A 24,490-nucleotide genomic window follows, 5' to 3' on the forward strand; every position below is an offset into this window, starting at 1 on the left:
GGCCCGCGCCGGACTCGACCAGCAGATGCGCTAACCGATTGGCCGCCTCGTCAAGCTCCCGATAGGACATGGACCGGTCCTCGAACGTCACCGCCACCGCGTCCGGAGTCCGCGCCACCTGCCCGCCGAACAACTCCACCACCGACGCCGGCACCACCGCACGACCCAACGCCGACGCATTGCCCCACGCGGCCAGCCGGGCGTGCGCGTTCTCGTCGATCACATCCAGCGCCAGCAGCGGCCGGGTCGGGTCAGCCGTCATCGCAACCAGTAGCCGCTGCAGTAGCGCGGCAAGGTCGGGGGCGTCGAGGCCAGACCAGGGCGCCCACCTGCCCGCGGTGCTGAGGAAGAGTTGGTCGCCGTCACTGGTGAAGATGAGGCCGAAGCCGTCCGCCTGACCGGAATTCGTGTAGGAGGCCGAGGCCGTGACACCGCCGAAGGGCAACGTGAATGCCGACGGGATGAAGTTGACGCTGACCCGCTCCGGCGACTTCGTCAGGCCGCGGACCTTGCGCTCGAGCGCGTGCACCGGGAATCGCTGGTGCGCTACCGCCTCGTCGATGCGCGCCTCGACGTGTTTGCAGAACTCGGCGACCGTCGATGCCGGCGCGGCGGTGATCACCAGCGGCACAACGCCGGCAACCATTCCGGGAAGCGTCTTCAGCTCCGGGCGCACGCGGCGGCTGACCGGGAAATCGAGCACCACCTCCGGACCGTCGGGGCACCAGCCGCGGACCAACAGGGCGCAGGCCGCGGTGATGACCGACGTCTGGGATACGCCCCACACGTCGGAGAACCGGTGCACCCGGCGCACCACCCCGGGGTCCAGCGCCACCGGAGCCGACGGCCACGGATTACGCTCCCCCGCGCCGTCGGAAACGCGGTGCTGCCCGTCGCGTTCGGGCGGCAGGTTCGCCAGCCAGTAGGCCTCGTCATCCCGGTACTCGGCGGATGCCTCGTAGCGAGATTCGCAGTCGACCAGCTCGCGCAGTGAGCCGAAGACGGCCGTCGGGATGGGTCCGGCGGACACGATCGCGGAGTAGATGGAGGCGATCCGATGGCCGACCAGCCCGACGCCGGTCCCGTCGATCACGATGTGGTGGCAGCAGGCGAACAAGAAGTACTCGTCGCGCCGGGTCTGAAAGAGAACGAACTTGAACAGCGGCCCGGTGAGCGGCATGGGCGTTCGCTGGATGGCCAGCGCTCTGCGCCGGGCTTCTTCGACGGGCTCGGGCAGGTCGCTCAGGTTGTCGAACGTCAGCTCGACGTTCGGGTTGTCGATCGGGCGCTGGACGACGTCGCCGTCGACCTCGACGAAGGCGACCCTGGTCGGTTCCGCTTCGTGCACGGCTTGCCGGATCGCCCACTGCAAGGCGTCGCGCTGGACCGTGCCGTTGATCCGCACGAACAGTCCCAGCTGCCACTCCGTGTCGGAGTGACCCGTCTGCTGCGCAAGCCATAGGTCTAGCTGTCCGCGAGTGAGCGGAAGCGTTCGGCCGTCAAGCTCCATCCATCTCCCCAACCACAGGGCGTTCCTTTCAACCCCCCGGTTGAGTGGGGCCGCTCGGGCGGGCGTTCGGGCCGTAGCCCGGTGCGCTGCTGCTCGAGGTAGCCCCGGCACTCGGCGCGGTCTACTTCGCGGCGCTTCACCCGGCGATCGGGCGTAGCGTCGGCAAAGACCGACCGCAACCTCGGTTGCCGCTCGTCGTTGGCCGGGACGACTGGGCCGGGAAGCGTCGCCGCCACAACACGGTTGACGCTCCCCACTCCGATGACGCCGTAGTCAACATGAGTGCAACAGTTTGGAAGGCTAATAGACGACCACCCCGTTGGTCCAGGGTTATCCAAACTTGATGTCCTGTGAATCCCCCAAAAGGATGGTTTTAACTCAGCCTTCAGGCCTTGATACATACCTCAAGTACTGGTTAAGATGCTCTCAGCACCATACGGTATGGCATGTTTTTGGGGGGGTTTCGGCGTTGGTCGCCACGCACTGCGGCATAGACCGTTATCGCCGCGTTATAGGCGATCAGGTCCCCGCCGCCGGTACCCGACCATCAAAACGAATCGCGCATGACGCAAAAGCGGCGTGGCCCGGAAGGACCACGCCGCTTTCGGACTCCCCGGAGGGATTACAGCAAACCGAGCAGCTGCAGATCGGTGACGTACTTGACGATCACCGGCGCGCTCACATGCGGGATGTCGTTGTCGGAGCCGACCTTCGCTTCCTGCACGGCGGCGCGGAAGCGATCCGTCGGCGCGAAGGCGCCCCGGGCCGGTTCGGCGGGTTGCAGGTTCTTCGGGTCGCGCAGCAGCAACATCAACATCTGCAGCACCGAGTTCTGCCGCTGCCGCTCCGGCAGACCCCGCAGGCCGGTCTCGAAGCGTTGCAGCCACTCGCCGAAGTCGTCGACGCGTTCGATCGGGTAGCCCGCTTCGATCAGCCAATCGACGTATTGGTCGAGGCCGATGCCGTCGTCGTGCGGGTTCATCACGTGGTACGTCTCGAACCCGTCCATCACCTGGGCGCCCAGCTTGGCGATCGCCTCGGCGACGAACTCGACGGGCAGGCCGTCGAAGTGCGCGCTCTGCCGGTTGCCATCGGCGTCGAGCTGATAGAACGACTTGGGCGCGACGCCGGTGGCCACGACGCTCAGGATCATCCGGGTGAAGATGTCCGCGACGTTGAGCTGGCCGGCGTAACTGGTGTCGGCCAGGATCATGTCGGAGCGGAACACCGAGACCGGCAGCCCGCACAGGTCGTGCGCCTCGCGCAACAGGACCTCGCCCGCCCACTTGCTGTTGCCGTACCCGTTGGCGTAGCCGCCGTCGATGACGCGGGTGGCGCTGATGACCCGGATGTCGGCGTCCTCGGTGAACGCCGCCGGGTCGATCTGGCGGCCCACGTCTGAAGTCGACACATATGCGTACGGCTTCTTCTTGGTGGTGAGCGCCAACCGGATCAGCTCCGCGGTGCCCCCGACGTTGGGGGTGAACAGCTCGTTGTAGGGCAGGACGCCGTTGACGACGGCCGCCGAGTCGACGATCAGGTCGACGGTGTCGGCCAGCCGCTGCCAGGTCGCCTCGTCCAGGCCGAGGTTGGCCTGGCCCTTGTCGCCGGCGACGACCTGCAGGTGCTCCTCGGCCAGTTCCTGGAAGTGCGCCAGCAGTTCCGGGTCGCCGCTGTTGAAGGTCTTCTCCAACCGGGCCCACGCGTCCTCGTCGGACTTGGCCCGCACCAGGCAGATCAGCTTGCCGCCCACGACTTCCAGCTGCTCGAGCCATTCGAGCACCAGGTAGCGGCCCAGGAACCCGGTGGCACCGGTCAGCAGGACCGTCCGGACCTCGGCGCTCGGCCCGGGCAGCGTCGGCGCGGTCGACAGCGTCGTCGCGTCGATGAACTTGTCCAGGGTGAGGTCGCGGGCGTGCACCTCCTTGGCGTCGGCGCCGTGCACCGCCGCAAAGCCGGGTCCGGCGGCGCCCTCGGTGTCGGCCCCACTGGTGATCCGCTGGCTCAGGCTGCGGACCGTTTGCGAGTCGAACAGGGTGCGCACCGACAGCGCGCCGTCGACGGCGGTGTTGATCTCGGCGATCACCCGCATCGCGGACAGCGAGTCCCCGCCCAGCTCGAAGAAGGAGTCCTCGACCGACACCCGGTCCATGCCGAGGACGCGGGCGAAGACGTCGGCGACGATCTCTTCGGTGGGGTCGCCCGGCGCGACGTACTCGCCGCCGCGCTTCTGGTACTCCGGTGCGGGCAGGGCGCGCCTGTCCAGCTTGCCGTTGACCGTCAGCGGCAGCGCGTCCAACACCACCACCGCGGCCGGCACCATGTAGGCGGGCAGCCGGTCGGCCAGCTGGACGCGGATGCCGACCGGGTCGGCGGTTCCGGTGATGTAGCCGACCAGGCGCTTGTCGCCGGGGCGGTCCTCGCGGGCGATCACCGCGGCCTGCTCGACGCCGTCGAGCGCGGCCAGGGCGGCCTGCACCTCACCGAGCTCGATGCGGTAGCCGCGCAGCTTGACCTGCTCGTCGGCGCGGCCCAGGTACTCGAGCTGACCGTCGCGGCCCCAGCGGACCAGGTCGCCGGTGCGATACATCCGCGAACCCGGGCTGCCGAACGGGCAGGCGACGAAGCGCCCCGCCGTCAGGCCGGGCCGGCGTGAATACCCGGTCGCCACACCGTGACCGGCGATGTACAGCTCGCCGACGACACCCTCGGGTGCCGGGCGCAGCCACCGGTCCAGCACGAACAGCGCGGCGCGCGGCACCGGCGAACCGATGGGCGCCGATCCCGTGCCGCTCCTCAGCGGCGCGCTCATGGCTGCGTAGACCGTGGCCTCCGTCGGGCCGTAGGCGTTGATCATCACCCGTCCCGGCGCCCACCGGTCGACGACCTCGACCGGGCAGGCCTCACCGGCAACCACCAGCGCCGTCGACTCCAGGCCCTCGGGCGAGAGCATGCCGACCGCCGACGGGGTCTGGCTCAGCACGGTGACCTGTTCGGCGACCAACAGCGCGTGCAGCTCGTCGGGCGCGGCCGCGACCGACTCGGGCACCACCACCAGGCGGCCGCCGTGCAGCAGCGCGCCCCAGATCTCGTGCACTGAGACGTCGAAGACCAGTGAGTGCCACTGCGCCCACACCCCCGCCTCCGGCAGGTCGGCGTGCAGCGTCTCCACCAACTGCGCGACGTTCGCGTGCGTGACGGCCACACCCTTGGGGACACCGGTGGTTCCCGAGGTGTAGATGACGTAGGCGATGTTGTCCGACGACGGCATCGGCAGCGCCGTGCCGGGCTGGTTGGCCAGCGCCGGGTCGTCGACGTCGATGACCGTCGGGCTGCAGCCGTCCAGCCGCTCCCGCAGCGCCGAGGTGGTGACCACGGCGACCGGCTCGGCGTCGGTGAGCAGGAATTCGATCCGGGCGGCCGGCAGCGCCGGGTCGATCGGCAGGTACGCCGCCCCGGTCTTGAGCACCGCAAGGATGGCGACGATCGCGTCGGCGGACCGCGAGAACAACAGCGCGACCCGCTCGCCCGGCCCGGCGCCCTCTTCGGTCAGCAGGTGCGCCATCCGGTTGGCGGCCTCGTCGAGCTCCCGGTACGTCATCGTGCTGCCGTCGAAGGTCAGCGCCGGCGCGTCCGGGGTGCTGGCCACCTGGGCGGCGAACATCGCGGGGATCGACTTGGCGGTCGGCGGCTGGCTCAGCACCCCGCGGTTGCCGCGCTCGTCGAGCCAGGCGTGCTCGTGCTCGTCCACGACGTCCAGCGACATCAGCCGTCGGGTCGGATCGGCCGTCATCTCGGACAGCACCCGCTGGAACCTCTCGGTCAGCTTCTCGATGCCGGCCGCGTCGAACACGTCGGTGTCGAACTCGACGCGCAGGCCGAGTTCCCGGCCCGGCAGCGCCATCACTGACAGCGGGTAGTGGTTGTACTCGCGGTTGGTGACATCCGTGATGGCCAGCTCGTGGAAGCCCAACGGCACGCTGGTGTCGATCGGATAGTTCTCGTACAGGAACAAGGTGTCGAACAGCGCGTCGTGACCGGTCACGTGGTGGATGTCGCTCAGCGCCAGGTGCTCGTGTTCGAGGGTGTCGTTGTGGTGTTGCTGCAACTGGTCCAGCACGTCGGCGACGGTGGTCTCCGCGGTGATGCTGGCCCGCACCGGCACGGTGTTGATCAGCAGACCCACCATGGACTCGGCGCCGATCAGGTCGGCCGGCCGGCCCGACACCGCGGTGCCGAACGCGACGTCATGCTGGCCGGTCAGCCGCATCAGCAGCTGCGCCCACGCGGCCTGCAGCACGGTGTTGACGGTGGTGTGGCAGGTGCGGGCCAGCTCGCCCAGGGCGCGCGTGGTCTCCGCGGACAGCCGGTAGGACTCGACGGCCCGCCGGCCCAGCCGCATCCGGCCGGCCGGTCCCACCAGGGTGGGGGTGTCGAATCCGTCGAGCACCTGCCGCCACGCGGCTTGCGCGGCCGTGCGATCCTGGCTGGCCAGCCAGGTCAGGTAGCTGCGGTAGGTGGCCGGCGCGGGCAGCTGGTCCCCGTAGTAGTTGGCGAGGATCTCGCGCAGCAGGATGGGCAGCGACCAGCCGTCCATGACGATGTGGTGGTTGGTCAGCACGAACCGGTACCGGTTGTCCGCGGTGCGGATCAGCGCGGCGCGGAATGCCGGCCGGTTGGCCAGATCGCTGACCGCGGCACGTTCGGCGGCGCACAGCTCCTCGACCCGCTGCTCGGGGTCCAGATCCTCGGCGCCCAGCTGGATGTACCGCCAGGCCATGACCGGGTCGGCCGGGATGACCTGGACGGGCTCGCCGAACTGCGGGCAGAACCGGGCCGCCAGGTTGGGGTGGCGGTTGACCACGGTGTGCACCGCGTCGTGCAGGCGGTGCGAGTCCAGCTCGCCGGTCACGGTGATGCCGAGCTGCACCGCGTAGACGTCGTCGCCCGGGTCCTGCGCGAAGCTGGCGTGGAACAGCAGGCCCTGTTGCAGCGGGGTCAGCGGCAGGATGTCGGCGACCTGGTGCTGCTTGCTCAGCTCGTCGATCTGGCGCTGGTTCAGGCGCGCGGGTGCGATGTCGGACGGGGTCAACCCGCCGCCGCCGCCCTGCACGTGGGCGCAGATCCCGGTGAGGGCCTCGAACCACAGCTGGCTGAGCCGGCTGATCTGCTCGCGGTCCATCGCCGAGGCCGCCCACGTCCAGTTGGCGTGCAGGTGCGGGCCTTCCTCGGTGTCCATGGTGCCGGCGTTGAGGTCGACGGTGTGCATCAGCGGCATCGCGACCGCCGCGGCCGCGCCGCTCAGCGACAGGCTGTCCGGGCTCAGCCGCCACAACTCGCCGGGCAGGTCGGCGGCCGCGCCGAGCCGTCCCAGGTAGTTGAAGCCGATCACCGGGTCGGTTCCACCCAGGTCGATGTCGGGGTTCAGGTAGCGCAGCAGGCCGTAGGTCAGCCCGTCGGGCAGGGCACGCAGCTGCTCCTTGGTGGCCTTGACCGCCGCGCCCAGCGCGTGGTCGCCGGCGACCACGTTCGACCAGTCCAGGCCGTCGACCGTCAACGACACCGGGTATTTGGTGGTGAACCAGCCGACGGTGCGGGACAGGTCGACGTGCGGGCCCAGCTCTTCCTGGCGGCCGTGGCCCTCGACGTCGATGCCGATCGGCGTGCTCTTACCCAGGAACTGCGTCCAGGCCATCCCGAACGCGATCAACAGGATGTCCTGCACGCCGGCGTGGAACGCCGCGGGCACCTCACCCAGCAGCAGCCGGGTGGTCTCGACGTCCAGCGACACCGAGAGCTGCTCGGCGGTCTGGTAGGTGTCCTCCTCGGGGCGCACCGCGGGCAGCACGGCCGGGGTGGCGACGACCTCGCGCCAGGCGTCGGCCTGCTCGACCACCTCGGGGCTCAACGCGTGCTCGGCAAGCAGCGAGGACCAGCGGGCGAACGAGGTGCCGCCGGCGGGCAGCGCCACCGGCTGGCCGCTGTGGTGCTGCGCCCAGGCGATGTTGAGGTCTTCGATCAGGGTCCGCCACGACACGCCGTCGACGGCCACGTGGTGGATGATCAACGCCAATTGGCTTGTCTCGCTTGCCCAGACGGCGCTCACCATGATTCCGGCGCCCGGGTTCAGTCGGGACCGGGCCGCCACCAGCGTGGTATCGGACAGCTCGTCGACGGTCTGCAGGCAGTCGCCGGCCTGCACGGTGCCCGGTTCGGGCGCGTGCAGCGACCAGCCGCCCTCGCCGTCGTCCTCGACGCGCAGCCGCAGCATGGGGTGCCGGTCCAGCAGGGCCTGCAGCACGACGACGACGACGTCGGAGGTGACGCCCGCGGGAGCGGCCAGCACCATGGTCTGGTTGAAGTCGTCGATCGGGCCTTGCACGGTTTGCAGCCAGTGCATGATCGGGGTGGCCAGCACCGGCCCGATCCCCTCGTCGACCACGTCGTCCTGGTCGGCGCCGTCGGTGGCCACGCGGGCCAGCCGGGCGACGGTCTGTTCGACGAACACGTCGCGCGGGCGGCACATCACGCCGGCCGCGCGGGCGCGGGCCACCACCTGCATCGACAGGATGCTGTCGCCGCCCAGATCGAAGAACGAGTCGTCCACACCGACCCGCTCCACACCCAGCACCTGGGCGTAGATGCCGGCCAGGATCTCCTCGGTGTGGTTGCTGGGGGCGCGGTACTGGCCGCCGCGCTTGTGGTACTCGGGCGCGGGCAGGGCGCGCTTGTCCAGCTTGCCATTGACCGTCAGCGGCAGGCTTTCCAGCACGACGACCGCGGCCGGGACCATGTAGGCCGGCAGCCGCTTGCCCAGCTGGGTGCGCAGTTCGGTCGGGTCGGCGGTCCCGGTGATGTAACCCACCAGGCGCTTGTCGCCGGGGCGGTCCTCGCGGGCGATCACCGCCGCCTGGTCCACGCCGTCCAGCGCGGCCAGCGCCGACTGGATCTCGCCGAGCTCGATGCGGTAGCCGCGGATCTTGACCTGCTCGTCGGCGCGACCAAGGTACTGCAACTGGCCGTCGGCGCCCCAGCGGACCAGGTCACCGGTGCGGTACATCCGCGCGCCCGGCCCGCCGAACGGGCAGGCCACAAAGCGCGAGGCCGTCAATCCGGACCGGCGGGCGTAGCCGGTGGCGACGCCGCGGCCGGCCACATACAGCTCACCGACCACGCCTTCCGGCGCCGGCCGCAGCCACTTGTCCAGCACGAACAACGCCGCGCCGGGAACCGGCGAGCCGATCGGCGGGGCCCCGGAGTCGCCCGCCAACGGCGTGCTCATCGCGGCGTACACGGTGGCCTCGGTCGGGCCGTAGGCGTTGATCATCACCCGTCCCGGCGCCCACCGGTCGACCACCTCGGCCGGGCAGGCCTCACCGGCCACCACCAGGGCGGTGTCGTCCAGGCCCTCCGGCGAGAGCATGCCCACCGCCGACGGGGTCTGGCTCAGGACGTTGACCTTCTCGGCGACCAGCAGGGCGTGCAGCTCATCGGGTGAGCCGGCGACGGACTCGGGCACCACCACGAGGCGGCCGCCGTGCAGCAGCGCACCCCAGATCTCCCAGACGGAGACGTCGAAGACCAGCGAGTGCCACTGCGACCAGACCTTCCCCGGCCCGGTCGGCAGATCGGCGTGCAACGTCCGCAGGAACTCGGTCACGTTGCGGTGGGTGACCGCGACGCCCTTGGGGGTTCCCGTGGTGCCCGAGGTGTAGATCATGTACGCGATGTCCTCGGGCGCCGGCCCGGGCAGCTCGCTGCTGGGCTGGCCGTCCGCCGCGGCTTCGTCGACGTCGATGACGGGCAGGTCGAATCCGTCCAGCCGGGTGCGCAGGCCGGCCGTGGTCACCACCGCGATCGGTGTGGCGTCGCCGAGCATGAATTCCATGCGCGCGGACGGCAGCGCCGGGTCGATGGGGAGGTAGGCGGCCCCGGTCTTGAGCACCGCGAGAATCGCGATGATTGCCTCGGCCGAACGCGAGAACAGCAACGCGACGCACTCACCTGGGCGCGCGCCCTGCTCGGCCAGCAGGTGCGCCAGGCGGTTGGCGGCCTCATCGAGCTCGCGATAGGTCAGCGAGCGATCGCCGAACGTCAGCGCCACGGCCTGAGGGTCACGCGCCACCTGCGTCGCGAACACCTCGGGGATCGATTTCGGAGATTTGACCGGCTTGGTCAGGACGGCGCGGTTACCCCACTCATCGAGTCGGTCGTGCTCGCCGCCATCCAGCAGATCGATCGACAACAATCGCCGTCCCGCACCGACGGTCATGACTGCTCCTCCAAGTCCACGGTCATGGCTTCCAGCACCCGCCGAAATCGCTCAACTAGCTTCTCGGTCCTCGCCTCGCCAAACACGTCCGTATCGAACTCGACGCGAAGACCTATTTCGTGGCCTGGCACAGCTTGCACCGAAAGCGGGTAGTGGTTGTATTCCCGATTCGTGAATCCACTAATAGTTAACTCGTCCACGGCCGATAGCGCGGCAGTATCGATGGGATAGTTCTCGTACACGAACATTGTGTCGAAAATTTGGTCGTGTCCCGTTACACGATGGATTTCATTCAGTGCTAAATGCTGGTGGTCCAGGGTGTTGGTGTAGGCGCGTTGCAGCTGGTCAAGCAGGTCGGCGATGGTGGTTTCGGCGCCGATCGTGGCCCGCACCGGAACGGTGTTGATCAAAAGGCCCACCATCGCGTCGGATCCGGCCAATTCCGTCGGTCGACCCGAAACCGCTGTGCCGAACACCACATCGTGCTGCCCGGTAAGCCACATCAGCAGCTGCGCCCACGCCGCCTGCAACACCGTGCTGACCGTCGTGCGGCACGAACGGGCCAATTCGCCCAGCAAACGACTGGTCTCCGCGGACACTGCGAACTCGGCGACGCCGCGCGGGCCGAGCCCGGTGCGGCCCGACGGCCCCACCAGCGTGGGGGTCTCGAAGCCCTCGAGCACCTCGCGCCACGCGGCCTGCGCGGCGGCCCGATCCTGCTCCGAGAGCCAGGTGATGAAGCTGCGATACGGCACCGGCGCCGGTAGCCGCACCCCGAAGTAGCTGGCGAAGATCTCCTGCAGCAGGAGCGGCTTGGACCAGCCGTCGAGCACGATGTGGTGGTTGGTGAGCACGAATCGGTAGGTGTTCTCCGCGGTGCGGATCAGGGTGCCCCGGAACGGGGGCTGCCCGGCCAGATCGCAGACGGCGACGCGTTCGGCGGTGGACAACCGGTCCACCTGTGCTTCGACGTCGTCGCCGGCGTCCAGCTCGACGTACTGCCAGGCCAGCTCCGGGTCGGCCGAGAGAACCTGCACCGGCTCCCCGAAGTCCTCCAGGAAGCTGGCCACCACGTTGGGATGGCGCGTGATGACGGCGTGCACCGCCTGGCGCAGCCGCTCGGGGTCGATGGCACCGGTGACCGAGATGTCGAGCTGCACGGCATAGAGGTCTTCCGATTCTTCGCCACCCTGGGCGGTGCCGGTGTGGAACAACAGCCCCTGCTGCAACGGCGTCAGTGGCAACACGTCGGCGATCTGGTACCGCTGCTGCAGTTCGTCGAGGTCGCGCTGGCTCAGGCGGGCGGGCGCGACGTCGGACGGGGTCAACCCGCCGCCGCCGTTGCGCACGTGCGCGCAGATGCCGGCGAGTGCGTCGAACCACAGCTCGCTGAGCCGGCTGATCTGCTTCTCGTCCAGCGCAGAGAGCGCCCAGGTCCAGTTGGCCTGCAGGTGCGGGCCGTCCGCGGTGTCCATGGTGCCGGCGTTGAGCTCCACCGTGTGCGGCAACGGCAGCGCCACCGCGCCCGCCGCGCCGGCCATCGCGAAGCTGTCCGGGGCCAACTGCCACAGCTCGGCGGACAATTCGGCGGCGCCACCGCCGAGCCGACCCAGATAGTTGAAGCTGATGACGGGATCCGGATCATCCAGTGCCGCTTCGGGATTCAGATAGCGCAGCAACCCGTAGGTCAAGCCGTCCGGCAGAGCGCGCAGTTGTTCCTTGGCGTCCTTGACCAGCCCACCCAGCGCCGCGTCCCCGCCGACGACCTGGCCCCAGGACAGCCCACCGACCCGCAGCGACACCGGGTACTTCGCGGTGAACCAGCCGACCGTGCGCGACAGGTCCACCTGCGGGCCCAGTTCCTCGTTGCGTCCGTGACCCTCCACGTCGATGGCGATCGGCGCGCCGGTGCCCACGAACTGGGTCCAGGCCAGTCCGAACGCGATCAACAGGATGTCTTGCACACCGGCGTGGAACGCCGCGGGCACCTCGCTGAGCAGCAGCCGCGTGGTCTCGACGTCCAGCGACGCCGAGAACTGCCCGGCCGTCAGGTAGGTGTCCTCGGGCTGGGCCTGCGGCAACACCGCCGGCACGGCGGCCACCTGCCGCCACTCCTCCAGCCGCTCGACCACCTCGGGGCGCCGCGCGTACTCGTCCAGCAGCGACGACCACCGGGCGAACGAGGTCCCGCCCACCGGCAGGGCCACCGGCTGCCCGCTGTGGTGCTGCGCCCAGGCGATGTTGAGGTCCTCGATCAGGGTCCGCCACGACACGCCGTCCACCGCCAGGTGGTGGATGATCAACGCCAATTGGTTTGTCGCACTTGCCCATACGGCACGCACCAACACGCCGTCGGCCAGGTTCAGCCGCGACCGGGCGTCGACCAGCGCCGCCTCGGACAGCACATCGACCGACTCCACGCAGTCGCCGGCCTGGATCGAGCCCGCCTCGGGCACCTCGAGCGACCAGCCGCCGACGCCGTCGTCCTCGACGCGCAGCCGCAGCATCGCGTGCCGATCCAGCAGCGCCTGCACCACCACCGGCACGTCGTCGAAGGTGACCTCCGCGGGCGCCGCGAGCACCATGGTCTGGTTGAACTGCTCGACGGGGCCGTCCATGTCCTGAAGCCACCGCATGATCGGCGTGGCCACCACCGGCCCGAGCCCCTCGTCGACGACGTCGTCGTCACCGCTGGCCACCGTGGCGACCCGCGCCAACCGGGCCACCGTCTGCTCGACGAAGACGTCGCGCGGGCGGCACACCACCCCGGCCGCCCGGGCGCGGGCCACCACCTGCATCGACAGGATGCTGTCGCCGCCGAGGTCGAAGAAGGAGTCGTCGACGCCGACGCGTTCCACGCCGAGCACCTGGGCGTAGATGCCGGCCAGGATCTCCTCGATCGCGCTCACCGGGGCGCGGTAGCGGTCGGCGTCGGAATATTCCGGCGCTGGCAGCGCGCGGGTGTCCAGCTTGCCGTTGACCGTCAGGGGCAGCGCCTCGAGCACCACCACCGCCGAGGGCACCATGTAGCTCGGCAACCGCTCGCCGAGCTGGGCGCGGACCTCGGCCGGGTCGGCCGTGCCGGTGATGTAGCCCACCAGCCGCTTGTCGCCGGGGCGGTCCTCGCGGGCGATCACCGCCGCGTGCTCGACCCCGGACAGCGAGGCGAGGGCGGCCTGGATTTCGCCGAGCTCGATGCGGTAGCCGCGGATCTTGACCTGCTCGTCGGCGCGGCCCATGTATTGCAGCTGACCGTCAGCGCCCCACCGGACCAGGTCACCGGTGCGATACATCCGCGCGCCGGGTGCCCCATACGGGCAGGCGACGAAGCGGGTGGCCGACAGCCCCGGCCGCCCGACGTAGCCGGTGGCCAGCCCGCCGCCGGCGACGTACAGCTCACCGACCACACCGACGGGCACCTGACGCAGCCAGCCGTCCAGCACGAAGAAGGCGAGGTTGGCCAGCGGCACCCCGATGGGGCTGACGTTGCTGTCGACGTCCCCGTCGACGATCTCCCGGAACGAGGCGTGCACCGTCGTCTCGGTGATGCCATACATATTGATCATCCGGGGCAGGCCGGGATGGCGGTGCAGCCACGTCGACAACCGCTGCGGCTCGAGCGCCTCGCCACCGAAGACCACCGTCTGCAACTTCAGCTGCTCACCCAGCTCGGGCGCCAACGCATCGGCGCTCTGCAGCGCATAGAACGCCGACGGCGTCTGACTGAGCACACTCACCTGCTCGCGAACCAACAACGCGTGCAAGTCCTCAGCCGAGCGCACCACGGCATCCGGCACGATCACCAGACGCCCGCCATACAGCAAGGACCCGAAGACTTCCCACACCGAGAAGTCAAACGCCAGCGAGTGACACTGCGTCCACACCTGGCCCAACCCGAGCTGAGCATCCAGTGTCTCCAGCAACAACGTCACGTTGTGGTGCGGGATGGCCACACCCTTGGGGGTTCCGGTGGTTCCCGAGGTGTAGATGATGTAGGCGATGTTCTCCGGGGCCGGCACCGGCAGGGCCGTCGTGGGCTGGCTGCCCACGACGGGGTCGTCGATGTCGATGACCAGGCCGTCGAAGCCGTCCAGCTGTGGCCGCACCTCGGCGGTGGTCAGCGCGGCGATCGGCGCAGCATCACCGAGCACGAACTCCAACCGCGCCGCCGGCACGCTCGGGTCGATCGGCACATACGCCGCCCCGGTCTTCAGGACGGCGAAGATCGCCATCACCGCTTCAGCCGAGCGTGGGATCACCACCGCGACCCGCTGACCCGGCCCGGCGCCCCGCTCGGAAAGCAAGTGCGCCAACCGGTTTGCCGACTCTTCGACCTCGCGGTAGGTCCACGACCGCTCGCCGCAGGTGATCGCCACGGCGTCGGCGGCGCGGCCCACCTGGGCGGCGAACAACGCCGGAATGGACGCGGGTGCCCGCCGCCGCTGGGTCAGCATGGCCCGGTTGCCCCAGGCATCGAGCCGCTCGTGCTCGGCGGCGTCGAGCAGGTCGATCGACGAAAGCCGTTGCGCGGGATCGGCGGCCATCGAGGCCATCACCTGACGCAACCGGTCGATCAGTGTTTCGACGGCGGACGCATCGAACACCTCGGTGTCGTACTCGACGCGCAGGCTCAGCTCGTGCCCGGGCGTGGCCACCACGGAAAGCGGGTAGTGGTTGAACTCGCGGCTGCTGAACTCGGTGACCGCCAGCTCGTTGACGCCCAGCAGCGCACCGGCGTCGATCGGGTAGTTCTCGTAGAGGAACAGCGTGTCGAACAGTTGGTCGTGTCCGGTGACGCGATGAATCTCGTTGAGCGCCAAGTGTTCATGCTCGAGCGTTTCGGCGTGGGCGCGCTGCAGCTGCTCCAGCAGATCGGCGACGGTGGTCGCGGCGGCGATGTCGGCGCGCACCGGCACGGTGTTGATCAGCAAGCCGACCATGGCGTCCGCGCCGGCCAGTTCGGTGGGCCGGCCCGAGACCGCGGTGCCGAAGGCCACGTCGTGCTGGCCGGTCAGCCACGTCAACAGTTGCGCCCACGCGCCCTGCAGCACGGTGCTGACGGTGGTGCGGCTGGAGCGGGCCAGTTCGCTCAGCGCGCGGGTGGTGTCCGCCGAAACCGTGTAGGTGGCAACGGCGCGCCGGCCGATCTTGCCCGGCGGCGCCACCAGCGTGGGGGCTTCGAAGCCGGCGAGGGCTTCGCCCCAAGCCGCTTGGGCGCCAAGACGATCCTGCGCGGCCAGCCACATCAGGTAACTGCGGTACGACGGCGGCGCGGGCAGCCGCTCGCCGTAGTAGCCGGCGAACACTTCGCGCATCAGGACCGGCAGCGACCAGCCGTCGATGACGATGTGGTGAATGGTCAGCACGAACCGGTGCCGGTCGGGCGCGGTGCGGATCAACGCCGCCCGGAACGGGGACTCCCCGCCCAGATCGCAGACCGCGGTGCGCTCGGCCGCGGCCAGCTGCTCGACCTGCGCGTCGACATCGCCGCCGTCCAGCTCGATGTAGTTCCACGCCATCACCGGCTTGGCCGGGATGATCTGCACCGGCTCACCGAATTCGTCAATGAAGCGGGCCGCCAGGTTGGGGTGGCGGTTGACGACGGTCTGCACCGCCTCGCGAAGCCGTTGCGCGTCAAGGGAACCGCTTACGGTGATGGCGAGCTGCACCGCGTAGAGGTCTTCGAGTTCCTGCGCGAAGCTGGTGTGAAACAGCAACCCCTGCTGGACGGGGCTGAGCGGCAACACGTCGGCGATCTGGTGCGCACGGCAGAGCTCGTCGATCTGCTGCTGGTCCAGTCGGGCGGGGGCGATGTCGGACGGGGTCAACCCGCCACCACCGCCGCGCACGTGCGCGCAGATGCCGGTCAGCGCGTCAAACCACAACTGGCTCAACCGGTTTACCTGCTCGTCGGTCAGCGCCGACGGCGCCCACCTCCAGTTGGCGTGCAGGTTCGGGCCGGCCTCGGTGTCCATGGTGCCGGCGTTGAGTTCCACGGTGTGCGCCAACGGCATTGCCACCGCGGTGGCCACGGCCGCCGACGACAGGCTGTCCTCGCTGACCCGCCACAGGTCCTCGGAAAGGTCGGCTCCCGCGGCCAGCCGGCCCAGGTAGTTGAACCCGATCACCGGGTCTGCGCCCTGCAGGTCGACGTCGTCGTTCAGGTAGCGCAACAGTCCGTAGGTCAGGCCGTCGGGCAGGGCGCGCAGCTGCTCCTTGGCGTCCTTGATCACCGCACCGAGTGCGGCCTCACCGGCGACCACCTGCGACCACTTCAGGGGGCCGTTGATCTTCAGCGCCGCAGGGTATTTGGTGGTGAACCAGCCCACCGTGCGCGACAGGTCAACGCGTGAGGCCACCTCTTCGTGGCGGCCGTGCCCTTCGATGTCGATACCGATCGGCGCGGCCTCACCCAGGAATTCGGTGAACGCCAAGCCGAACGCGATCAACAGAATGTCTTGCACCCCAGCGTGAAACGCCGCGGGCACCTCCCCCAACAGCAGCCGGGTCGTGTCGACATCCAACGATGCCGACAACTGACCGGCCGTCGCGTAGGTGTCCCCCGGCCCGGCCGCAGGCAATGCCGCCGGCGTGGCTGCCACCTGCCGCCACGCGTCGGCCTGCGCGGCCACCGCCGGCGTCTGCGCGTAGTCGGCCAGCAGCGAAGACCAACGGGCGAAAGACGTTCCTGGCACCGGCAGTTCCACCGGTTGGCCGTTGTGATGCTGGGCCCAGGCGATGTTGAGGTCTTCGATCAGGGTCCGCCACGACACGCCGTCGACGGCAAGGTGGTGAATGACCAACGCCAATTGGTTTGTCGCGCTTGCCCATACCGCGCTCACCAGTATCCCGTCGGCGATGTTGAGCCGGCCGCGAGCCTCGACCAAGGCCGCGTCGGACAACGCGTCGACCGCACGCACGCAGTCGCCGGCCTGCACCGACCCCGCCTCGGGCGCCTCGAGGGACCAGCCGCCGGCGCCGTCGTCCTGCACGCGTAGCCGCAACATGGAATGGCGGTCGAGCAGCGCCTGCAGCACCGCCGTCACCTCGGCTTCGGTCACGCCGGCCGGTGCCGACAGCACCATGGTCTGGTTGAACTCGTCGATCGGGCCGTCGATGGTCTGCAGCCAGCGCATGATCGGGGTGGCCACCACGGGCCCGATCCCCTCGTCGACCGCGCCGAGCTCACCGTCGGCGGCGACCTCGGACACCCGCGCCAGGCGGGCGACCGTCTGCTCCACGAAAATGTCGCGCGGGCGGCAGATCACGCCGGCCGCGCGGGCCCGCGACACCACCTGCATCGACAGGATGCTGTCGCCGCCGAGGTCGAAGAAGGAGTCGTCGACGCCGACGCGTTCCACGCCCAGCACCTGGGCGTAGATGTCGGCCAGGATCTCCTCGATGGCGTCGGCCGGGGCGCGATATTCACTCGCGGCGTACTCGGGCGAGGGCAGGGCGCGTTTGTCGAGCTTGCCGTTGCCGGTCAGCGGCAGGGTGTCCAACACCATCACCGCGGTCGGGACCATGTAGGGCGGAAGCTTGTCGGCCAACTGGGCGCGCAGCGCGGCCGGGTCGGCGGTGCCGGTGATGTAACCGACCAGCCGCTTGTCGCCGGGGCGGTCCTCGCGGGCGATCACCGCGGCCTGGTCCACTCCGTCGAGGCCAGCCAACACGGCCTGGATCTCGCCGAGTTCGATGCGGTAGCCGCGGATCTTGACCTGCTCGTCGGCGCGGCCCAGGTACTGCAGCTGCCCGTCCGGACCCCAGCACACCAGGTCGCCGGTGCGGTACATCCGCGCGCCGGGACCGCCAAAGGGGTTGGCCACGAACCGCGTTGAGGTCAGCCCGGCCCGGCGCACATAGCCGTGTCCGACGCCGCGGCCCGCCAGGTACAGCTCGCCGACCACGCCGGCGGGCACCGGCTGCAGCCATTTGTCGAGCACGAACATCGCCGCGCCGGCTATCGGGGAGCCGATCGGCACCACCGAGGACCCGGCCGTCAACGGCTTGCTGATCGACGCGCACACCGTGGTCTCCGTCGGGCCGTACGCATCGAGCATCACGCGTCCGGGCGCCGCCCAGCGATCGACCACGTCGGTCGGGCAGGCCTCACCGGCCACCACCAAGGCGGTCGACTCCAGGTCGTCGGCCGGCAGCATCGCCACGGCCGACGGGGTCTGGGTCAGCACGCTGACTTTCTCCGCGACCAGCAGCGCGTGCAGATCCGCCGGGGAGGACGCCACCGATTCGGGGACGATCAGCAGCCGCCTGCCCCGCAGCAGCGCGCCGAAGATCTCCCAGACCGAGAAGTCGAAGGCCGCCGAGTGGCATTGGGTCCACACGTTGCCCTTGGGCAGGCCGGCGTCGAGCGACTCGATCAGCCAGGTGACGTTGAGATGAGGAATGGCAACGCCTTTGGGGGTTCCGGTGGTTCCGGAGGTGTAGATGATGTACGCGGTGTTCTCCGGCGCCGGCAGCGGCAGCGCGGTGCCGGGCTGGCTGTCGACGGCCGGGTCGTGGACGTCGACGACCAGGACGTCGTGGTCGTCGAGCCGCGAGCGCAGGTCGGCGGTGGTGATCACCGCGCGGGGTCCCGCGTCGGCGAGCACGAAATCCATCCGGGACGACGCGTGTGCGGGGTCGATCGGCACGTAGGCCGCACCGGTCTTGAGCACCGCCAGCATCGAAACGATGGCGTCGGCGCAGCGGGGAAATAGCACCGCCACGCGGTCACCCGGGCCCAGCCCGCGATCGGCGAGCAGGTGCGCCAGTCGGTTTGAGGCTTCGTCGAGCTCGGCGTAAGTCAGCGAGCGGTCGCCGAAGGTCACCGCCACCGCCTCGGGCGTGTTTTGCACGTGCTCGGCGAACGCCTTGGGGATCGACACGGGCGCGGACGCCGGGTCGTGCAGTGCCGGCCGGTTGCTCCACTGGTCGATAAGGGCGGGCTCGTCGGGGGTCAGCAGATCGATCGACGACAGCGGCCGGTCCGGGTCGGCGGTCATCTCCTCGAGGATCTGCTGCAGCCGGCCCGCCAGGTCGGCCACGCCGAAGCTCGCGAACGGTTGGCCCGGGCCCGCGGTGCTGAGAAATAACTGGTCACCCGCGCCTAGGAAGAACAAACCGAAGTGCCCGACCGGACCATGGTTCGTGTACGACGCGGTCGCTGGAGCGCCGGCGAGATCCAGCGTGAGCCGGGACGGAATGAAGTTGATGCCGACCCGGCTCGGCGCCTGCCGTCCCCCGTCACCCTCCAGGGTGTGCACCGGGAAGCGTTGATGGCGTAGAAGTTCGCGGATTCGCGTGTCGACGTGCTTGCAGAAATCGGCGACGGAAGACTGCGGCTCCGTCGTCAGGACCAGCGGCACCACGCCGGCGAGCATCGCGGGAAGCGTTTTCGATTCAGGAACGACCCGCCGGCTGACCGGAAAGTCGAGCGCCACTTCCGAACCGCTACCCGACCACCCGCGCACCAGCAGCGCGCACGCGGCGGTGGTGACCGAGAACCGGCGGATGGCCAGCTTCTTGGACAACTCTTTGATCCGGTTGGCAACGGAGGGGTCCAGCTGTACCGACGCGGACGGCGAGTAATGATCCTGCTCCCCCGCGGCGGCGGGCAGCCGATCGACCGGGCCGCTCTCGGGCGGCAAATGCTCACGCCAGTAGGCCTTGTCTTCCGCGTAGTCGTCGGAGGCTTCGTAGCTTGACTCAAGGTCGACCAAGTCTTGCACCGAACCGAAGTAGGCGTCGGGGATCGGTTTGCCGGCCACCATCGCCGAATAGATGGTTGCTACCCGGCGGCAAACCAGTGCCATGCCCAAACCGTCGATGGCGATGTGGTGGCAGCAACCAAATAAGTAAAATTCCTCGTGCTCTGTTTGAAAGAGCACGAATTTGAACAGCTGACCGTTCAGCGCCATCGGCGTGCGCTGGATGCAGGAAGCCCTCTCGCGGGCTTCCTGTACCGGGTCGGGCGCTCCCCTCAGGTCGTCGAGCGTCAGCTCGACCTGCGGGTAGTCGACCGGTTTCTGTACAACCTGCCCGTCGACCTCGAAGAACGAGACCCTGCCCGGCTCGGCCTCGGCGACGGCCTGGGAGATCGCTCGTTCGAGTGCATCGTGCTGCACGGTGCCCTCGATTTTGACCAGGAGACCGAGCTGCCATTGCGTGCCGACGAAACCGGCTTCCTGAGACAGCCAGATGTCCAGCTGTCCGCGTGTTAGCGGAAGTACGCGGTCCTCATGTTCCATCGACTCCCCCAAGTCTCCGCCCATCCGCCCCGTACCCCGGCGGGTTACTGGTCAAAACCCCGTCCCGTTGCGAGCTTGTCCCGCAGGCTCTTCGGCCGAATGTCGGGCCAATGCTGTTCGATGTACTCCAGACACGCTGCTCGGTCCGCTTCCCCGTGAACCACCCGCCAGCCATCCGGAACATCGGCGAATGCCGGCCACAAGCTGTGCTGCTCCTCGTCGTTCACCAACACGAAAAAGCTGCCGTTGTCGTCGTCGAATGGGTTGATGCTCACAGTTCTCCAGGATGCAAGTGGACATGAGTGGAACAGGTCCAAACCATAGTGGAGCCGCAAGGCGCTCGCCCTGGGTTTGGACAAAGTTCCTGGTGTGGCCTAGAAGGTTGCTGAAGCTATCCAGTGTTCGGTGTGCGGCGGGCCCCGATGCCCGCATATTCGCTGCACTGACCTGTACCAATGGCGTTTGATGAGAGATATCGCTACTGGGACAGGCACGTCCTTCAGGCCGATGAAGTTATCGTGCTTATCGCGCACACAGCTTAGCCGAAGTCGTGGTGACCGGGAAAATCACCACGAGGCGAACGAGCCCGGCTCCGGCGAGGAACCTTGAACCATCTGGGCCAGTGACACGTACGGTGTGTTGTGCTTAGGTGGCGGTGCGACGTTGCGCGAGTCCTCGGGCGGATTCGTGATCAGGAGATGTCGTTACTCAGCCGTTTAGGCATTACGATCCCGCATCGCGTTGACAAAGCACTGATACGGAAGCGACTGCCGTGGTTTACTCATCAAGACCTGGTCGCGCTCCCCGAGGGCGGGACCCGCAAGAGGTGACGGAAAAACAACTGATCGGCGGGCCTGGCATTCGGAGCGCCGTCACCCGGCGCGATTGCGGCCGATGTGTAGTTGCATGGTCGGGGGCGAACACCGCGCGGGCGCGACGGCGCGGCTAGAGGGGGTGCAGTGGTCGAATCGGAGGTACGGGCCCGGCCCGACAACACCATCGCGGAAGGACGAGACATTAGCCAACGCGGTTTCCTGGGCTTTGGTCGTCGATCGTCAAAAGAATCCGAGCAGCCAAGCGGCCCGTCCAAGACCCGGCCGAAGACGAAAAGGGGCCCCGGGCTCTTCGGTTTCCTGGGCCGACTGTGGATCCCGCTCGTCATCGTGGCCGTCGTCGTCGCCGGAGGCATGACCGTCTCGCGGTTGCACGGTGTCTTCGGCTCCGAGAAGCGCCCGAGCTACGCCGAATCCCGGCAACAGGACACCAAACCGTTCAATCCCAAGCACGTGAAGTACGAGGTCTTCGGCCCCGCCGGCTCGATGGCCGACATCAGCTACTTTGACGCCAACGGCGAGCCGAACCACATCAACGGTGTCGAGCTGCCGTGGACGTTCGACATCTCGACGACGCTGCCATCGATCGTGGGAAATGTGGTCGCGCAGGGCAACAGCGATAGTCTCGGCTGCCGCATCGTGGTCGACGGTGTCGTCAAAGCCGAGAGGATCTCGCACGAATTGAATGCCTTCACCTACTGCGTGTTGACGGCAACATGAGCGCGCCCCCATTGGAGACCCAGCCGGCCAAGCGGCCGCGTATCGCGCGATTCATCCATCGCTTGTCGGTTCCTATCATCTTGGGCTGGCTTGCAATCGCCGTCCTGATCAGCATCGGTGTCCCGTCGCTGGAGCAGGTCGAGGCGGAGAACGCCGTATCGCTGAGCCCGTTGGGCGCACCGTCCTTCAAGGCCATGGAGCGGCTTGGCCAGGATTTCCACGAGACCAACTCAGGCGCGTTGGCGATGATCCTGCTGGAGGGCCAGCAGCAACTCGGCGACGACGCGCACAAGTATTACGACCGCTTGGTCAAGCTTTTGGAAGACGATCACGCGCATGTGCAGCACGTCCAGAACTTCTGGGGCGATCCGCTGACCCGCGGCGCGGCGCAGAGCCAGGACGGCAAGGCCGCATACGTACAGGTGAACCTGAGCGGTAACCAGGGCGCGGCCGCAGGTGACGCGTCAGTGGCGGCCGTTCGAAAGATCGTGCAGGAGGCTTCGCCCCCACCGGGTTTAAAGGTCTACGTGACGGGGCCGGCACCCATCGTCGCCGACATGAATATCGCCGGCCAGCAAAGCATCATGCTGGTTACCCTGGTCAGTCTGGCCGTGATTTTCTTGACATTGCTGCTTGTCTATCGGTCGATCGTCACGGTCATTCTGCTGTTGCTAATCGTCGGCCTTGAATTGCAGATCGCGCGGGGAATGGTCGCGCTGCTCGGCCATCTCGGGTTGGTCGGCCTTACCACTTTTGCCGTCAACCTGCTGGTCGCCGCCGTCATCGCGACGGGTACCGACTATGGCATTTTCTTCGTCGGCCGATATCAAGAGGCGCGGCACGCAGGCGAAAGCCGGGAAGAAGCCTTTTACACCACCTTCAACAGTGTGGCCAAGGTGGTGCTGGCATCGGGCCTGACGATCGCCGGCGCGGTGCTCTGCCTCAGTTTCACCCGACTCCCATTTTTCCAGCCGCTCGGCATTCCCTGCGCCGTCGGCATTTCCATCGCGGTCCTGGTCGCGATAACGCTGGGGCCGGCCCTTCTGGCCGCCGGAGCCCGGTTTGGTCTCTTCGACCCACGGCGTGCGCTCTCGACCCGCAGGTGGCGACGGATCGGTACGGCCATCGTGCGGTGGCCGGCGCCCATCCTCATCGCCTCGTTGGCCGTCTCGCTGATTGGGCTGTTGACGCTGCCGAATTACAAGCCCAGCTATGACGACCAGAAATTCATTCCGGACCGCATTCCCGCCAACGTGGGGTACGCGGCCGCGGCCCGGCACTTCCCCGGCCAGCGCATGTCGATGCCCGAGATTCTGTTGATCGAGACCGATCATGATTTGCGCAATCCGACGGACATGCTGGTGATCAACAAGCTCGCCAAGGGCGTTCTGGCGGTTCCCGGAATTGCGACCGTTCAGACGGTAACGCGCCCCGAGGGAGTGCCGCTGCAGCACACCACGATTCCGTGGATCATCAGCATGGGCCAGGCGAGCCAGCTGCAGAACATGGCTTTTCAAAAAGATCGCATGGACGACATGCTGACCCAGGCCAATGAGCTGGGGAAGATGATCGGCATCATGCAGCACATGCTGGACCTGATGCGCGAGCTCGTCGCCACGACGCACCACATGGTCAAGACAACCCACGAAATGCAGGACATCACATCCGAATTGCGAGATCGTGTCTCGGATTTCGAGGACTTCTGGCGCCCGATCCGCAGTTATTTCTATTGGGAAAAGCACTGCTACGACATTCCCATCTGCTTTTCACTGAGGTCCATTTTCGATGCCATCGACGGCGTCGACGAGATCAACGACAAACTGGGCGACCTGGTCAAGAACCTCGACCAACTGGACGCCCTGCTCCCCGAGCTGGTCATGCAGATCCCGCCCATGATCGAAACCATGTCCAGCATGCGCGGCATGATGCTGACGATGCACAGCACGATGTCCGGCGTCATGGGCCAAATGGATTCGAGTTCCAAGGATCCGAGCGCCATGGGGCAGGCGTTCGACGCCTCCAAGAATGACGATTCCTTCTACCTTCCACCGGGAATCATCAACGGCTCGGACTCCTTCAAGCGGGTCGAGAAGGTGTTCATGTCGCCGGACGGTAAGGATGTCCGTCTTCTGATCTCCCAGCGGGGCGACCCGTCGACACCCGAAGGCCTCAACCGGGTCGAACAGATCAAGACGGCGGCCGAGGAATCGCTCAAGGGCACTCCCCTGGAAAACGCCAAAATCTATTTGACCGGTACCGCGGCAATTACCAAAGATCTGGTCGACGGATCCATGTTCGACCTCTTGATCGCCGGCGTATCCGCCATCTGCCTCATCTTCATCATCATGCTGATCATGACGCGAAGTTTCATTGCCGCAATGGTGATCGTCGGCACGGTTCTGCTTTCACTCGGCGCGTCCTTCGGGTTGTCCGTGCTGGTTTGGCAGTACTTGCTGCACATGCAGCTGCACTGGAGTGTGCTGTCCACCTCCGTGATCGTGCTGCTGGCGGTGGGGTCTGACTACAACTTGCTGTTGGTCTCTCGAATGAAGGAGGAACTGGCCGCCGGAATCCACACGGGCATCATCCGCGCCATGGCCGGTACCGGAAAGGTCGTGACGAATGCCGGCTTGGTGTTCGCCTTCACTATGGCCTCCATGGCGGTCAGCGAACTGCGCAGCATCGGCCAGGTGGGCACGACGATCGGCATCGGCCTGATATTCGACACGTTGATCGTGCGAGCATTCATGACGCCGTCCGTCGCCGCATTGCTGGGACGCTGGTTCTGGTGGCCACAGTTGGTTCGCCCCCGCCCGGCCAGCACGATGCTGCGACACACCGGTCCCCGTCCGTTGGTGCGTTCACTGCTCCTGAAGCAGCCGCAATAAGTGGGGGCTTTCCACTTCAG

Annotated in this window: 6 protein-coding genes; 2 read left to right on the top strand and 4 right to left on the bottom strand. The window is 67.8% G+C overall.

Annotated features, from left to right (window positions below):
• From A5659_RS17530 to A5659_RS17545, 4 genes are all read right to left on the bottom strand, one after another.
• Positions 1-1,510 (bottom strand): condensation domain-containing protein (locus A5659_RS17530; RefSeq protein ID WP_156749255.1); only part of this gene is annotated, 1,510 nt, incomplete at its 3' end.
• 622 nt (positions 1,511-2,132) lie between these two features.
• Positions 2,133-9,782, bottom strand: a complete 7,650-nt coding sequence (locus A5659_RS17535) for a non-ribosomal peptide synthetase (RefSeq protein ID WP_067182891.1) — start codon at positions 9,780-9,782, stop codon at positions 2,133-2,135.
• Positions 9,779-20,029: a non-ribosomal peptide synthetase gene (locus A5659_RS17540; protein WP_067182944.1), complete on the bottom strand. Its 10,251-nt coding sequence runs from the start codon at positions 20,027-20,029 to the stop codon at positions 9,779-9,781. Before A5659_RS17540 ends, A5659_RS17535 begins: the two co-directional genes overlap by 4 nt.
• Positions 20,030-20,073: 44 nt before the next feature.
• Positions 20,074-20,304: an MbtH family protein gene (locus tag A5659_RS17545; protein WP_067182895.1), complete on the bottom strand. Its 231-nt coding sequence runs from the start codon at positions 20,302-20,304 to the stop codon at positions 20,074-20,076.
• Between the two features lie 858 nt (positions 20,305-21,162).
• Here A5659_RS17545 and A5659_RS17550 point away from each other — a divergent pair.
• Both A5659_RS17550 and A5659_RS17555 read left to right on the top strand, forming a co-directional pair.
• Positions 21,163-21,582, top strand: coding sequence for an MmpS family protein (locus A5659_RS17550; protein WP_067182947.1), 420 nt, complete (start codon positions 21,163-21,165; stop codon positions 21,580-21,582).
• Positions 21,579-24,470 (top strand): RND family transporter, encoded by a 2,892-nt coding sequence (locus tag A5659_RS17555; RefSeq protein ID WP_067182898.1) that lies wholly within the window; start codon positions 21,579-21,581, stop codon positions 24,468-24,470. The genes A5659_RS17550 and A5659_RS17555 overlap by 4 nt, the downstream gene beginning before the upstream one ends.
• The last annotated feature ends 20 nt before the right edge of the window (positions 24,471-24,490 follow it).

Origin of the sequence: Mycobacterium sp. 1165196.3 (assembly GCF_001673415.1) — a bacterium.
Taxonomy (GTDB): domain Bacteria; phylum Actinomycetota; class Actinomycetes; order Mycobacteriales; family Mycobacteriaceae; genus Mycobacterium; species Mycobacterium europaeum_A.